The sequence below is a fragment of the Empedobacter sp. EJD.6dd genome (assembly GCF_057369435.1).
Map to the genome: position 1 here is coordinate 1,904,289 of NZ_CM170667.1, position 14,810 is coordinate 1,919,098.

The 14,810-nt window shown below is 31.4% G+C and carries 13 protein-coding genes, 4 tRNA genes and 1 pseudogene; 3 read left to right on the forward strand and 15 right to left on the reverse strand.

Annotated elements, in window-relative coordinates; all coding sequences use genetic code 11:
• Positions 1-20: 20 nt before the first annotated feature.
• The 3 genes from AC2I98_RS08950 to AC2I98_RS08960 form a co-directional block, all read right to left on the reverse strand.
• The gene (locus AC2I98_RS08950) at positions 21-725 is read right to left on the reverse strand and encodes a Bax inhibitor-1/YccA family protein (protein ID WP_486411361.1); all 705 of its coding nucleotides are present in this window, start codon (positions 723-725) and stop codon (positions 21-23) included.
• Positions 726-800: 75 nt separating this feature from the next.
• Positions 801-1,475, reverse strand: coding sequence for a nicotinamide riboside transporter PnuC (gene pnuC / locus AC2I98_RS08955; protein ID WP_486411362.1), 675 nt, complete (start codon positions 1,473-1,475; stop codon positions 801-803).
• 84 nt (positions 1,476-1,559) lie between these two features.
• Positions 1,560-2,189, reverse strand: coding sequence for a 4'-phosphopantetheinyl transferase family protein (locus AC2I98_RS08960; RefSeq protein WP_486411363.1), 630 nt, complete (start codon positions 2,187-2,189; stop codon positions 1,560-1,562).
• 74 nt (positions 2,190-2,263) lie between these two features.
• Here AC2I98_RS08960 and ahcY point away from each other — a divergent pair, with 74 nt between their 5' ends.
• Positions 2,264-3,577, forward strand: a complete 1,314-nt coding sequence (ahcY, locus tag AC2I98_RS08965) for an adenosylhomocysteinase (RefSeq protein WP_486411364.1) — start codon at positions 2,264-2,266, stop codon at positions 3,575-3,577.
• Positions 3,578-3,664: 87 nt separating this feature from the next.
• Here the strand turns inward: ahcY and AC2I98_RS08970 are convergent, their stop codons facing one another.
• Positions 3,665-4,375: a hypothetical protein gene (locus tag AC2I98_RS08970; protein ID WP_486411365.1), complete on the reverse strand. Its 711-nt coding sequence runs from the start codon at positions 4,373-4,375 to the stop codon at positions 3,665-3,667.
• Positions 4,376-4,497: 122 nt separating this feature from the next.
• Between AC2I98_RS08970 and AC2I98_RS08975 the strand changes: the two genes are divergently transcribed.
• Positions 4,498-5,097 (forward strand): hypothetical protein, encoded by a 600-nt coding sequence (locus tag AC2I98_RS08975; protein WP_486411366.1) that lies wholly within the window; start codon positions 4,498-4,500, stop codon positions 5,095-5,097.
• 29 nt (positions 5,098-5,126) lie between these two features.
• Here the strand turns inward: AC2I98_RS08975 and AC2I98_RS08980 are convergent, their stop codons facing one another.
• Positions 5,127-5,753, reverse strand: a complete 627-nt coding sequence (locus AC2I98_RS08980; RefSeq protein ID WP_486411367.1) for a hypothetical protein — start codon at positions 5,751-5,753, stop codon at positions 5,127-5,129.
• Between the two features lie 324 nt (positions 5,754-6,077).
• Between AC2I98_RS08980 and AC2I98_RS08985 the strand changes: the two genes are divergently transcribed.
• Positions 6,078-7,238 (forward strand): PDZ domain-containing protein, encoded by a 1,161-nt coding sequence (locus AC2I98_RS08985; protein WP_486411368.1) that lies wholly within the window; start codon positions 6,078-6,080, stop codon positions 7,236-7,238.
• Positions 7,239-7,255: 17 nt separating this feature from the next.
• On the opposite strand, the gene AC2I98_RS08990 is transcribed toward AC2I98_RS08985, so the two are convergent.
• From AC2I98_RS08990 to dnaE, 10 genes and pseudogenes are all read right to left on the reverse strand, one after another.
• Positions 7,256-7,894 (reverse strand): hypothetical protein, encoded by a 639-nt coding sequence (locus tag AC2I98_RS08990; RefSeq protein ID WP_486411369.1) that lies wholly within the window; start codon positions 7,892-7,894, stop codon positions 7,256-7,258.
• Positions 7,884-8,315, reverse strand: a pseudogene (locus AC2I98_RS08995) (RNA polymerase sigma factor). The gene AC2I98_RS08990 and the pseudogene AC2I98_RS08995 overlap by 11 nt, the downstream one beginning before the upstream one ends.
• Positions 8,316-8,392: 77 nt before the next feature.
• A complete protein-coding gene (locus tag AC2I98_RS09000) occupies positions 8,393-8,656 on the reverse strand; it encodes a hypothetical protein (protein WP_486411370.1) in 264 nt (87 codons plus the stop codon).
• A 71-nt stretch (positions 8,657-8,727) separates the two neighbouring features.
• Complete coding sequence (locus AC2I98_RS09005; RefSeq protein ID WP_486411371.1) at positions 8,728-9,135, reverse strand: NUDIX hydrolase; 408 nt, start codon at positions 9,133-9,135, stop codon at positions 8,728-8,730.
• Positions 9,136-9,383: 248 nt separating this feature from the next.
• A tRNA-Asp gene (locus AC2I98_RS09010) sits at positions 9,384-9,460 on the reverse strand.
• Positions 9,461-9,515: 55 nt separating this feature from the next.
• Positions 9,516-9,589 (reverse strand) — tRNA-Asp (locus AC2I98_RS09015).
• Positions 9,590-9,636: 47 nt separating this feature from the next.
• Positions 9,637-9,710, reverse strand: a tRNA-Asp gene (locus tag AC2I98_RS09020).
• Between the two features lie 44 nt (positions 9,711-9,754).
• Positions 9,755-9,828, reverse strand: a tRNA-Asp gene (locus tag AC2I98_RS09025).
• A 127-nt stretch (positions 9,829-9,955) separates the two neighbouring features.
• Positions 9,956-10,273, reverse strand: coding sequence for a thioredoxin (gene trxA / locus AC2I98_RS09030; RefSeq protein WP_038331009.1), 318 nt, complete (start codon positions 10,271-10,273; stop codon positions 9,956-9,958).
• Positions 10,274-10,382: 109 nt separating this feature from the next.
• Positions 10,383-14,783 carry a DNA polymerase III subunit alpha gene (dnaE, locus tag AC2I98_RS09035; RefSeq protein WP_486411372.1) on the reverse strand — a complete coding sequence of 1,467 codons (4,401 nt, stop codon included), beginning with the start codon at positions 14,781-14,783 and terminating at the stop codon, positions 10,383-10,385.
• Between the last annotated feature and the right edge of the window lie 27 nt (positions 14,784-14,810).

The following is a 14,810-nucleotide window of genomic DNA, read 5'->3' on the forward strand; positions in this document are numbered from 1 at the left end:
AATTTATTGTTTCTTAATGATTAATCTCTACTCATAAAAATTCTCAAAATATACCAGAACAATAACATTAATGAAGCAAATAACGACAATGCCGCCGCAACATATTGTTGTGTACCAAATTCATATTTCAATTGATGAGTGTTGTATAAAATTGCTCCTCCAGCTAATGCACACATTCCAACAGAGAACCATAATCCTAAATCGAACCCGAACATCATTCCTGCAACAATCAAACCAATTGCTAAGAAGAAACCAATTGTTAAAGCTCCTCTTAATATTGAGAAATCTGCTTTTGTTAAGAATACAATTGCTGATAAACCTATAAATAATCCTCCCGTAACTACAGCTGCTTGTTTTATTACAAATGTTCCGCCATAATACAACGCAATGTAAAGCATTGGTACAAAAATTAAGGCTTCTGCAATAATATATAAAAAGTATCCTAAATATTGTTTAGATTTTGAAATCGATCCGTACGCCATTTTTTGAGCAACCCATGTAATTCCCATGAAACCTGCTAATAAAATAAGCCAAAGATATCCAGTAGCTAAACTTAACATAAAGCTCACTAAAGCTTCAGATTTTAACATCAAAGATTCGATTAATACAAATACTAAAACTCCTCCAGCAACGTGTCCGTAAGTGTGTTTATAAAAATTTGCTCTTTCTACGCTAGTTGCTTCTGCGACCAATTGGTTTTGTTGATATACGTGTTGATTTTCCATATGTTTATTTTTAGGTAAATATTTTCTAATTATAATTCTTGCTAAAATAATAAATTAAATTTTAATTAAAACTCACTAATTTTTGTGAGTTTTATGAACTTTTATCCAATCAATTAGCCCAATAACTGACAAAATTAATAAGACAATATATTGAAAAGAAGTAATCACAGCTCCTTTATAAATCATCAACGGGATCATCACAACATCACCAACAATCCAGAAAAACCAGTTGTCTATTTTTCTACGTGCCATCATCCACATTCCAATTAAAAAGACTGCTGTTGTCGAAGCATCTATAAAATCGATATTGGTATAATGCAATTTGCATTGATTGATAAAACTTGTATCAAATCCATTCTGAATAACCGGACGGAAATAATATATTGTCAGAATAAAAAAGAAACTTAGAATAAAAAGAATCGTAGCATAGAAATATTCTTTTGCTGACGCCCACGAAACATCAACATGCTTGTTATCTTCTTCGAGATTTTTCTGCCACAATATCCAACCATAAATTGCCATCGAAGTATAATAGAAATTGATAATTGTTTCGCCATACAATCCCCAATTAAAAAATAAATAGATAAAAATAAAAGTCGAAATAATAGTTGTTGGATATACCAATATATTACGTTTGTAGGTGTAATAAACTGAAATAATTCCGAACAAAGTTGCAACAGTTTCGAGCAAAATATTCAGTAAAGAATAGGTTTTGTAAGGTGCAAAGATATAATCAATAAAATCGTTCATGGTTAATGTGTTAATTCGCTAATTTGAGAATTTGAGAATAATTTTTGAGTTTCGTAATTCGTAATTCTAATTTCGCATTTCGATTTATTCATAATCCAACACCCAAACCAAATAATACTCGCCTATCATTTTATAAAAAGCATGATATTTTCGACTTTTTAATTCATCAGAAATCCAACACACAATTTGTTTATTTTCTTGTAAATCGAATTCTTCTACACGATAATGATTCAAGAAATTCCATAGATTACCTCCGTTCAACTTATACAAACCTTCTTTTAAACCCCAAATTACATGCAGATATTCTATTTCACTTTCTTGCGGAATCCAACTGCTTTCATCAGGGCGAGCAAATTTATGTTTGATGTTTAATATTTTTTTAGGACGAGCCAATTCTATATCAATTCCTATGTTATATTCGCTCACTCCAACCGAAACTAATCCGTACGAATGTGTAATCGAAATTTCTTTGTTTGTTGGTAAAAATGGTTTTCCACGTTCGTCATAATTAACATCATAATCTAAGTCTAGTTTCTTTAGACAAGCGCGCAAGCCAAGATATTCGCGAGCCTGTTTAGGACGCAAGTTGTTGTACTTCTCTATTCTATAATCCTCTAATTGAAGATATTCTAATAATTCTTCATTCGATTCTGTCACTTCCCACGTAATAATACGAGTATGTTTAAAATCGTTAATATAATCGATGACGGGCATTTTATTAATCGAAATTTGTTTGTAAATTTGTTCCTTATAAACTTTAAAAAAAAGTTAGTTAAATATATCAATTGATGGATACAAAAACGCAATACATTCCTTACAAAGTTAAAGATATTTCTTTAGCTGAATGGGGAAGAAAGGAAATTACGTTGGCTGAGGCTGAAATGCCAGGGTTAATGGCTATCCGTGAAGAGTATAAAGCTGCTCAACCTTTGAAAGGTGCTCGCATTGCAGGTTGTTTACACATGACAATCCAAACTGCAGTATTAATCGAAACGTTAGTTGCTTTGGGAGCTGATGTTACATGGTCTTCATGTAATATTTTCTCTACACAAGATCATGCTGCTGCTGCAATTGCTGCTGCTGGTATTCCTGTGTATGCTTGGAAAGGGATGAACGAAGAGGAATTTGATTGGTGTATCGAGCAAACATTATTCTTCGGAGAAGATCGTCAACCATTAAACATGATTTTGGATGATGGTGGTGATTTAACGAATATGGTGATTGATCGTTACCCAGAATTAGTTGCTGAGATCAAAGGATTATCAGAAGAAACAACTACGGGTGTACACCGTCTTTACGAAAGAATGGAGAAAGGTACATTGCCTATGCCTGCAATTAACGTAAATGATTCTGTAACAAAATCTAAATTCGACAACAAATACGGATGTCGCGAATCTGCAGTAGATGCTATCAAACGTGCTACTGACTTGATGATTGCTGGTAAACGTGTTGTAGTTTGTGGTTTTGGTGATGTTGGGAAAGGTACAGCGGCTTCTTTCCGTGGTGCTGGAGCAATTGTTACAGTAACAGAAATCGATCCTATTTGTGCTTTACAAGCGTCTATGGAAGGTTACGAAGTAAAACGTTTAGATTCAGTTGTTGCAAACGCTGATATCGTTATTACAACTACTGGTAACTTTGGAATTGTACGTGCAGAGCATTTCGAGAAAATGAAAGACAAAGTAGTTGTTTGTAACATTGGTCACTTCGATAATGAAATCGATATGGCTTGGTTAAACTCAACTCACGGAGCAACTAAAACAGAAATCAAACCACAAGTTGATATGTACAATATTAATGGAAATGATATCATCGTTTTAGCTGAAGGGCGTTTAGTAAACTTAGGTTGTGCTACAGGTCACCCATCTTTCGTGATGTCAAACTCGTTCTCTAACCAAACATTAGCTCAAATCGAACTTTGGACAAATTCATCAGCTTACAAAAATGAAGTTTACACTTTACCTAAGCGTTTAGATGAAAAAGTTGCAGAATTACATTTGGCTAAATTAGGAGTAGAATTAGAAGTTTTATCTCAAGAACAAGCAGAATACATTGGTGTAACGGTTGAAGGACCATTTAAACCAGAATATTATAGATATTAATTAATTTTAATTCGAAATTTTTATTTGAAATAAAAAAACACACACTTAACTATATATCCTCGCCCTGAACAAGCGAGGATTTTTTATTTAATCTTTTTCAACGCCAGAATTAGCTTGTTTTTCACTACTCAATTTATCAAGTTCTTTTTTAGTTGTATATTTTTTTGGAATATTTTTCTTGAAATTAAACGAAACTTCTTTTTTATCTTTTAATTGATAAGTTACTTCTCTTCTATTTCCATTTTCTAAAGCCTCTTTAAAAATTATTTTTAACTCTACCACAACCAAATCTTTGAACTGAAAATAAATTGGGCTTGCCGAAATCCCATCAAAATCTCCCAACCAAAACGTATAATCGTACATTTCAGTTTCAGTTTTATATTCTTTCGCACGAATTCCCAAAATAGTCTTTTCTTGCCCTGTAGGTTGAACTTGAATTCGTTGAATTGAATCTTGTAGAAACTTAAAATTTTGGTTTGGATTAGTCGCTTTTTCATAAGTCAAATTTGACGCTTCGTCTATTAACAACCAATTGGGTTCTGGTTTAATATCTAAAAAGAAATTTTCTTGAGAATTTCTAACAACATCAATCAACTTGATAAATGATTGATTTTTATTCGCAAAAACTTCTAACTCAAAAGATTTATTCAATTCTTCTTTTACAGCAGCAGAAATAGTTGTTTGTTTATTCTTGGTTTCATAAACTTGATGAATATCGTACAAAAAACGATAAGTTTTTTCTTGCGCAAAAGAAAAACTACTCAAAAAGATAAATACGATCAAATATAGATTCTTCATTTTTTAGGTTTGGATTTATAATCTAAAATAAGTATTTATTTCATTTAAAATTTGTTAATCTTTAGCATTACAAGATAAGAACCAAACTCATCAATTTTAAATAGATTATCTTTAAAACATTATTGAATATTATTTTATTATTGATTATGATTAAAAAATGTTTACAACTTGGATTCATTTTAATTGGATGTTCTTCTCTTTTTGCACAAACTGAAAAACCTTCAGAAATATTTTGGAAAAATCTTGAAAAGCATTGTGGTAAAGCTTACGAAGGCAAGTTAGCAGAACATATTACACGAGATGATTTTGCTGGAAAAAAATTAACCATGCATGTAAAAAGTTGTACTGCAAATGAAATTAAAATTCCGTTCAACGTAGGTGATAATTATTCAAGAACGTGGATTTTAACCAAAAAAGATGGAATCATTACACTAAAACATGATCACAGACACGAAAATGGAACATCAGAAACAGTTACTTTTTATGGTGGAACAAATACAAATTTCGGTTTCAAGGATTTTCAGATGTTTCCTGCTGATCAAGAAACTGCAAGTCTTATAGATTATGCTTCAACAAATATTTGGTGGATAACACTCGACGACAAAACATTTAGTTACAATTTGCAAAAAGCAGGTTCTAAAACTCCCTTTAATGTCTACTTCGATTTAACAAAAGAAATTGAAACACCAACAGCGCCTTGGGGTTGGGGAACGCCACGATAATAAAAAAAGAGCGAAAAGCTCTTTTTTTATTATCGTTTAATGAGTATATCTGCGTTAATAGCTGGTGTAATTCCTAAAGGCGTTTTATGCCATTCTTTTGAATCCTTTGTTTTATATAAACATTTTGCTAACAAAGCTGCGCTAAGATATATTGGTTTCTCAAGTTTAGATAACAATTCTACTTTAATGTAGAAATTTCCTTTATGTTTGATATTATAATCTCTCAAATCATAAATAAAAATATTATTCGATTGATTTTCTTTTTTTACTACAATATTAAATGGATTTTCTAGTATCGATTTATCTGGACGATTATCTAAATCACTTAATAAATCTACTTTTACAATAACTGAATCAACTTGCAATGAATTACTAAAATTAAAATTAATTCGTTGAAAAGTAAATTCTTTATTAGAAGCACTTATAGGAATAGCAATTTCTTTTATATATTTTGGTAATGAATCATTTTTAAAATTAATATCAGAATTCAAACCGACTTGTACTGTCTTAGTTTTGGAATCAGAACCAACACGTTTCAATCTAAACTTAGATTTATCATACAGAATAGTTTCGTTTAATTGAATTGTATCATTCTTAATCTTTTGTGCATTTGTAAACGAAACAAAACACAAAATAAGGAAGTAAATTTTTGTCATCAAATTGGTTTTAAAATTATTACTCAATTTTATAAAAAATTGATAATCAAAACTCCCAATGGTTACACAACGGCATGTTAAAGTTTTAATATAATTATTAAGAATTATTCAATTTTTGCATTGTTTTTTTACATAAATTTAATATATACAATAAATTGAATGCGAACTAAATTTTACTTCTTCCTATTTTTAACTCTTCATTTTCTGTATTTACATGCACAGAAAAATGGTCTTTTATTAACGGAAAACACAAAGAAAGAAACGATTAATTTTAAGTTGATTAAAAATTTAGTCATCATACCGCTTTCATTTAATAATCAACAAATGAATTTTATTATAGATTCTGGGTTAAAAGAAACCATTTTATTTAGCGAATATGACCAAGCAATTAACAAAGAAAATCTACGTCAAATTACATTAAAAGGATTAGGAAATAACTCAATAAATACAACTGGATATTTTTCTACTAATAACCATATAACAATCGGAAAAAATTATTCTTCAAAAAATATGGATATTATAGTTATTCAAGACGAAAATTTTAATCTTTTTTCTCGATTAGGAATGGATGTTCATGGTATTATTGGTGCAGATTTTTTTATTAATTATCCTATCAATATTGATTATTCGAAACGCAAAATAACGATTTATAATAGTATTAATAATGTAAAAAAACTCAACAAATTTCAGTCAATCGATTTAGAGATAAGTGAAGAAAGTAAACCTTTTATTAGTGTAGATTTTACGCTCGAAAAACATTTCACCAATCAGAAAATGTTAATTGACATTGGAAATAGTGATGGATTGTGGATTTTTAAAAATCAGGTAAAAAATTTAACTTCTTTACAACATGCATTTCACGATGAATTAGGAAAAGGTTTTAATGGAGTTATTAATGGTGAACGTGGAACAATTTCTTCTGTTAATCTCGGAAAATATAATCTAAAACAACCTTTAATTGCCATTCCAAGTTATGAATCTATCCAATATCTTAACCTCAAAAATGAACGAAAAGGTTCGTTAGGAAACGAGATTTTAAGACGTTTTTCAATTATTCTTGATTACAAAAATAAAAGGTTTTATTTCAAACCAAATCGAAATTTTAAAGATGCTTTTCATTACAATAGAAGTGGTTTAACAATCATTCATGATCAATTTGAGTGGAAAAATGAGAAAATAGATGTTCAAGTTCAACAAGCTAATATTTCTGAATATAACACTGTTTCTACTCAAAAAGTTAATTATAAATATATTTTAAAACCTGTATATAAAATAGAATCTGTACGAAAAAATTCTAATGCAGAAATGATTGGTTTAAAAGCGAATGATCAACTCATTAAACTTAACGGAAAAGATGTAAGTAAAATGTCAATGGATGATATCGAAACTTTTATGCGACAAAATGAATTTCAACAAATTTCTATTGAAGTTTTACGAAATAAACAAGCGCTAACTTTCAAATTTGTGCTCGATATTCCGTATTAAAAAAGAGTAACTTTAGGCTACTCTTCTAATTGATTTAAAATGGTTTTAATTCGTTTTAATCTACTTCCGTAATATATCGCATACATGTAATATAAAATTCCCCCTACAATTACAATTGAAAAAACAATTAATAAAATTATCCAAATAAAAAATGTAGGATTAGAATTTAATGTTTCAGAAAAATTTATTAACTGTCCAAAATATTTTTCTGAATTACCCAAAGAAAACAATATAAAATATAACCCAATACCATTTGGTGTGGCAATTATTGTTGTAATTAGATAAGTGTCTAATGCATATTTTAATTCGTAATAAGTTTTTAACAACATTTCTTTTGACGAATTAATTTCATACTCTTTTGAGATTTTATAAAAATGATAAAAACGTAAATAAGTAACTATAGCTGCTATAAACAAATAAAAAATAAAAAAATAATAGAAAAATGTAACTACTCCATTAATCTTATATATCGGGACAATGGGTAGTACGAAAAGGAAAGCAAATGCAATAATAGTTATTGACAGCTCAGTTTTTATCTTTTTCCTTAGGTCTTCAAATATATTATTTGCAGTATTTAAATTTTTTAAATCTTTCTCAATCTTCACGTCTTCTGAAGACTGATTATCCCATTGTTTTTGTAATTCATCAAAATTCATAACCGTATTTTTTTATGATGATTTGTATTTTTTCTTTTGTCCTGTTCAATTTTACACGAGCATTTCCTTCTGTAATTCCTAAGTTAGCACCAATTTCTTTGTGGCTTTGACCTTCTAAAAACAAAAAAATTAAGGCTTTTTCTATTTTATTCAATTCATGTACAGCTTTGTAAAACAATTCCAATTGTGTTTCTTTCTCATCAGAATCAACCTCATCAATGTGGTCTATATTTTCTATAAACGTATGTTTAGTCGCTTTCTTCTTTTCTTTTTTTAAATAAGTTAAAGCAGTGTTTAACGAAACACGATACATCTAAGTAGAAAATTGCGAGTTTCCTTTAAAACGTTCAAAAGAATTCCACAATTGCAAAACAATCTCTTGTATCAAATCATTTTGATCTTCAATATCGTCCATATACATCTTAGCAATTTTATGTAAAATTCCTTTATGCTGTTCGATTAATTCTAAAAAATGAGTTTGCTTTGCTTCCAAAATCGTTACTTTACTTTTTTCAAGGCAACTTGTTCGTCATCGATGAAAAGAATACAGTTTACACTAAGAAATTCTTGCAGAATATTTACTTTTATCTTTAATCTTTCGTTTTTCGAATTATATAAATGTCCCGTTAAAATTGGAGTAGAAAAATAATTCGTTTGATAATCTTGTAATTTATCATTCACAAATAAACGTTCGCCAGAAAACCAATAATTCTCAACTCGAATCACATTATTCTCAAAATTTGCTTCCCAAATAGATTTCATTGTTTTTATTTTTAGTGTTTATTAGTTAGTAGACATTAAATAAAAACGTTACAGAAATTTTTATTTATTTTTTAGAAATCCATTTCCAACCAAATCGGTAAACTGAATTCTTCTAATAAATGTGCAAATTGATATTCTTTGTAGTTTTCTTTCGTTATCCACGCCATTTCTTCTATCTCAAAAGCAATTTTAAGCGTTTTTAAAGACTTTAATTTAACATGAAACACATTTGCATGTACTTCGGTGTTTTTCTCGTTTACAGCAATAGAAGAATGTTTTCCTAAAAAAGAAACGTCATGTGAAAAAATATCAACATTTATTTCTTCTAAAAACTCGCGTCGAAGCGTAGCAAGTAATTCTTCTTCTTGTTCGCGTTTACCACCAACCATCTGAAAATAGTTCGAATTCTTTTTTCGAACAGCTAACATTCTACCTTTTGCATCGGTTACCAATGCATTGACCAAATAAATATGATTCATGTTATGCGTTATGCGTTATGCGTTATGCGTTATGCGTTATGCGTTATGCGTTATGCGTTATGCGTTATGCGTTATGCGTTATGCGTTATGCGTTATGCGTTATGCGTTATGCGTTATGCGTTATGCGTTATGCGTTATGCGTTATGCGTTATGCGTTATGCGTTATGCGTTATGCGTTATGCAAAAGTAAAATTTAGGTAAGTTTGGAGCAAAAAAAAGCTCCACAAAAATGTGAAGCTTATAAAAGTTGGCGATCCGGACGGGACTCGAACCCGCGACCACTTGCGTGACAGGCAAGTATTCTAACCAACTGAACTACCGGATCAGTCTGTTTTTATTTATAATTTTCGATCGATCTAAAATAGAAAAAGAAATAGATGCGATCCGGACGGGACTCGAACCCGCGACCACTTGCGTGACAGGCAAGTATTCTAACCAACTGAACTACCGGATCAGAAAATTATAAATTAATATATTTTTTATGAATTTTATAAAAAATTGCGATCCGGACGGGACTCGAACCCGCGACCACTTGCGTGACAGGCAAGTATTCTAACCAACTGAACTACCGGATCAGAAATTATAAAAAATATATTGTGTAAAAGAACGAAACTTTTTGCGATCCGGACGGGACTCGAACCCGCGACCACTTGCGTGACAGGCAAGTATTCTAACCAACTGAACTACCGGATCAAAATCTGTATCGATTTCGGATTGCAAATATAGGCGGTTTTCTGATAAAACCTAAACTTTTTGCGAAAAAAATCTCGGATTTTTTTCATCCGAGATTCTTTTATTTCAAAATCAACGATTTAATTTATTATAAAATCGCATTTAATTTTTCTACTAATTGTTCTTTTGGAACAACTCCGACAACTTTGTCTACAACTTCACCGTCTTTGAAGAATAAAATTGTAGGAATATTACGAATTCCATATTTTGCAGCAACTTCTTGGTTAGTATCTACATCAACTTTACCAATAACTGCTTTTCCTTGATATTCTGTAGCTAGCTCTTCCACAACTGGACCAACCATTCTACAAGGACCACACCAAACAGCCCAAAAATCAACCATTGCAGGTTTTCCTGACTCTATAATATCCGATGCAAATGATGCGTCTGTTACTTCTAATGCCATAATCTTATATTTTTTATCTAATCTTAAGTTTACAAATCTACACAATTTTTTTTTGCCGAAAAATTTCGATCATATTATCTCTCAATTATAAGATAGATGAAACGTATAATTAGTTCAGTTTAAATGTAATTTCTTGTAATTCGTCTAATTCTTTTAACAAATCTCGGCAAATGTTAATTTTGATTTTACTGGCTGGTAAATCCAAATTATTCAAATAATCTTTTGGATCAATTAGTTGTATTTTCAACAATTTATCGCCTTGGTATTTGAACATTATATCTGATAATTTGGTAAATGTTTCTTCCGAAAATTCTGGAACTTCAATTTTTACCGTCATTTTTTCAGCTTGTTTTTCAACAATTTCGTTCAACAACAAAATATTAGTAATATTTTTATACACACGACCTTGCGTAATATTTCCTTCTTTGTCTTTAAATTCTTTTTTCGAGATATTCAATTTCAAATTCAAAAACATATTTTCTTGCATAAAATGTCTATACTTCATATAATCACTTCCAAAAACCATGATATCCATCGAATCGGTATAATCACTAAAGGTAAAAATCCCAAATTCGTTTCCATTCTTCGCAATTCTGTGTTGAATATTAGACATCATTCCACAAATTGATACTTCTTTATTTACAAAGTTATCTTCGTTTACATTAATATCAGAAATACTGCAATTAGAAGCCATTTTTAGTTCATGTTTGAAATCATCTAATGGATGCGAAGAAATATAAATTCCAACTACTTCTTTCTCTTTCGACAAACGTTGTAACATGTTCCATTTTTCACAATCTGGTAACATCGGCACAACATCTTCTACAACAGAATCTCCTCCAAAATCTCCAAATAACGAAGTTTGAGCAGAGTTTTTTTGTTCCTGATAACTTGCTCCGTACTTTATTAATTTCTCTAAATTAGTTGTTGTATTATCGATGAAGAAATAACGTCCACGGTGAAATTCAAAGCGATCAAAACCTCCAGCCAAGACTAAATTTTCGATTGTTTTTTTATTCACCGTTCTTAATTCGACACGTTTCACAAAATCGTAAATATCTTTGAACGAACCATTTTCTTCTCTTTCTGTAATAATAGAATTTACAGCCGCTTGACCAACACCTTTTACTGCACCCATTCCGAAACGAATCTCGTAATTCTCGTTTACGTTAAATTTAGTAATCGATTCGTTGATATCTGGTCCAAGAACGGCTAATCCCATTCGTTTACACTCTTCCATAAAGAATGTAACTTGCTTAATATCATTCATATTATTAGAAAGTACAGCTGCCATATATTCGGCAGGATAATGCGCTTTCAGATAAGCTGTTTGATATGCAATCCATGCATAACATGTCGAGTGAGATTTATTGAAGGCATACGATGCAAAAGCTTCCCAGTCTGTCCAAATTTTTTCTAAAACTTTAGGATCATGCCCTTTTTCAGACGCTTGTTCCACAAATTTTGGTTTCATTTTATCCAAGACTGCTTTTTGCTTTTTACCCATCGCCTTACGCAATACATCGGCGTCACCTTTAGAAAAACCTGCTAATTTCTGCGAAAGTAACATTACTTGCTCCTGATAAACAGTAATTCCATAGGTTTCTGATAAATATTCTTCCATCGCATCTAAATCGTACTGAATGGGTTCTTCACCATTTTTACGACGTACGAATGATGGAATATATTCTATCGGTCCTGGACGATAAAGCGCATTCATGGCAATTAAATCGGCAAAAACTGTTGGACGAAGATCCTTCATGTACTTTTGCATTCCGGGAGATTCGTATTGGAAAACCCCAACCGTTTCACCTCGTTGAAAAAGCTCATATGTTTTTTCGTCATCGATTGGAATTTCATCCGGATTGATTTCGATTCCAGTTCGAGCTTTCACTAACTTGATGGTATCTTTGATTAAAGTTAAAGTCTTCAATCCCAAGAAGTCCATTTTCAATAATCCAGCACTTTCTGCTACCGAGTTATCAAACTGAGTAACATATAAATCTGAATCTTTGGCAGTTGTTACAGGAACGAAATTTGTGATATCATCTGGCGTAATAATTACTCCACACGCATGAATTCCTGTATTTCGAACAGAACCTTCTAATATTTTAGCTTGCTGAATAGTTTCTGCCGCTAAATCAGTTCCATTTGATAAACGTTTTAATTCACTTACTGCATCAAATTCTTCTGGTTTTAATGATCCTTTTAACGCATTATCATCTAAATTAAAAATCTTTGCCAATTTCATGTTCGGAATTAATCCTGCAACACGATTTGCGTCAAACAATGGTAAATCTAAAACACGCGCTGTATCTTTTATCGAAGATTTCGCCGCCATTGTTCCATATGTAATAATTTGCGCTACTTGATTTGCTCCATATTTATCAATTACATAATCCATTACCAACGAACGTCCTTCATCATCAAAATCGATATCGATATCGGGCATAGATACACGGTCAGGATTAAGAAAACGCTCAAAAAGTAAATCGTACTGAATTGGATCTAAATTGGTAATCCACAAACAATAAGCAACTGCAGAACCCGCAGCAGAACCACGACCTGGACCAACAGAAACACCCATTTCACGAGCTGCAGCGATGAAATCTTGTACAATCAAGAAATAACCAGGGTAACCAGTTTTCTCAATCGTTGCTAATTCAAAATCTAAACGTTCTTTAATCTCATCTGTTAATTCGGGATAACGAATTTTGGCTCCTTCGTATGTTAAATGTTTCAGGTAAGCATTTTCTCCACGTTTTCCTCCATCTTCATCATCTTCTGCATGAAGAAACTCTTCTGGAATATCAAATTTTGGAAGTAATACATCACGATAAAGCGTGTATTCTTCGATCTTATCAACAATTTCTTGAATATTAATAATCGCTTCTGGAACATCTTGAAACAATTGTTTCATTTCTGTTTCGGATTTGAAATAATATTCTTGATTTGGCAAACCAAAACGAAAACCGCGACCACGACCAATAGGCGTTGATTGTTTTTCTGCATCTCGTACACACAACAAAATATCATGTGCATTCGAATCGTCTTGATTGATATAATAGGTATTATTTGTCGCAACAACTTTTACATTGTGTTTTCGCGCAAACGCAAGCAATGTTTGATTTACACGATCTTCATCTTCTTGTCCGTGTCGCATCAATTCGATGTAAAAATCATCTCCAAACTGATCTTTCCACCAAAGCAATGCTTCTTCCGCTTGCTTTTCACCAAGATTCAGAATTTTATTTGGAACTTCACCTTGTAAATTTCCAGATAAAATAATCAGATCTTCTTTATATTCTTCGATAATCGTTTTATCAATTCTTGGCACATAGTAAAAACCATCTGTATATGCCTTAGACGCCATTTTTGCTAAATGATGATAACCATTTTTGTTCTTTGCAAAAACAACAATTTGATAACCGTTATCTTTTTTTGATTTATCTAAATGATTTTCGCAGACAAAAAATTCAGAACCAATAATAGGTTTAATCAACACTTCTGTTGGTTCTTTTCCTTCTGCAATTAATTCTGTGTTCTTTTCTTTCGCTGCTTTATTATGATTCTGAACAGCTGCATTAAAATGAAACGCACACATCATATTTCCATGGTCAGTAATCGCAACTGCAGGCATTTTGTTTTTAGCCGCAGCACTTACCAAATCATTCACAGAAATAGTAGACTGAAGAATAGAAAATTGGGTGTGATTATGTAAATGTGCAAATTTTGCTTTCTCAAATTGCTCTAAAACCTCTTGCGAAATTTCAATTACCTCATCACCTCCTTCTTCTTTTGCCTTTGCTTTTGCAATTTCTTGTGAAGCTTTTTTTAGATTAACATGATTTAATCCAACTGGCTGAATATTTGTTTGATTGATTTCTTTGAATCGAACAAAATACTCATCTTCAACTTCTAACTCATTTTTTGTAAAAATACCTTTACGAATCAATTCGAAAAAACAACGCGTAGTTGCTTCCACATCGGCAGTTGCATTATGCGCTTCTCCAAACGGAACGCCAAAAAGATATTGATGCAACTCTGTTAACGTTGGTAATTTGTAACGACCACCACGACCGCCAGGAAGTTTCAACAACTCTGCAGTAATCTCGGTACACGTATCCAAAACAGGTTTTTCGGTTAAATTATTTTCATAATTAAGACGATAAAATTCGGCTCCCATAATGTTAATATCGAAACCTAAATTTTGTCCAACTATAAATTTTGCTTTACCTAAAACTTCATTAAACTTGTCTAAAACTTCTTTAAGAGGCACTCCTTTTTCGGTAGCCAAATCAGTTGAAATACCATGAATACGCTCAGAATCGTACGGAATATCAAAACCATCTGGACGAACCAAATAATCTTGATTTTCAATAATTTGTCCCATTTCATCGTGCAATTGCCAAGCGATTTGTATACATCTCGGCCAATTGTCAGAGTCAGAAATCGGCGCATTCCAATCTTTTGGAAGACCAGTTGTTTCTGTATCGTATATTAAGTACATTGAGTTTGCGTTTGAATCTGTAAATTT

Excerpts from the sequence above, each read along its gene's own strand:
- AC2I98_RS08950 (WP_486411361.1), bottom strand. The coding sequence starts at position 725 with ATGGAAAATCAACACGTATATCAACAAAACCAATTGGTCGCAGAAGCA.
- pnuC (WP_486411362.1), bottom strand. The coding sequence starts at position 1,475 with ATGAACGATTTTATTGATTATATCTTTGCACCTTACAAAACCTATTCT.
- AC2I98_RS08960 (WP_486411363.1), bottom strand. The coding sequence starts at position 2,189 with ATGCCCGTCATCGATTATATTAACGATTTTAAACATACTCGTATTATT.
- ahcY (WP_486411364.1), top strand. The coding sequence starts at position 2,264 with ATGGATACAAAAACGCAATACATTCCTTACAAAGTTAAAGATATTTCT.
- AC2I98_RS08970 (WP_486411365.1), bottom strand. The coding sequence starts at position 4,375 with ATGAAGAATCTATATTTGATCGTATTTATCTTTTTGAGTAGTTTTTCT.
- AC2I98_RS08980 (WP_486411367.1), bottom strand. The coding sequence starts at position 5,753 with ATGACAAAAATTTACTTCCTTATTTTGTGTTTTGTTTCGTTTACAAAT.
- AC2I98_RS08985 (WP_486411368.1), top strand. The coding sequence starts at position 6,078 with ATGAATTTTATTATAGATTCTGGGTTAAAAGAAACCATTTTATTTAGC.
- AC2I98_RS08990 (WP_486411369.1), bottom strand. The coding sequence starts at position 7,894 with ATGAATTTTGATGAATTACAAAAACAATGGGATAATCAGTCTTCAGAA.
- AC2I98_RS09000 (WP_486411370.1), bottom strand. The coding sequence starts at position 8,656 with ATGAAATCTATTTGGGAAGCAAATTTTGAGAATAATGTGATTCGAGTT.
- AC2I98_RS09005 (WP_486411371.1), bottom strand. The coding sequence starts at position 9,135 with ATGAATCATATTTATTTGGTCAATGCATTGGTAACCGATGCAAAAGGT.
- trxA (WP_038331009.1), bottom strand. The coding sequence starts at position 10,273 with ATGGCATTAGAAGTAACAGACGCATCATTTGCATCGGATATTATAGAG.
- dnaE (WP_486411372.1), bottom strand. The coding sequence starts at position 14,783 with ATGTACTTAATATACGATACAGAAACAACTGGTCTTCCAAAAGATTGG.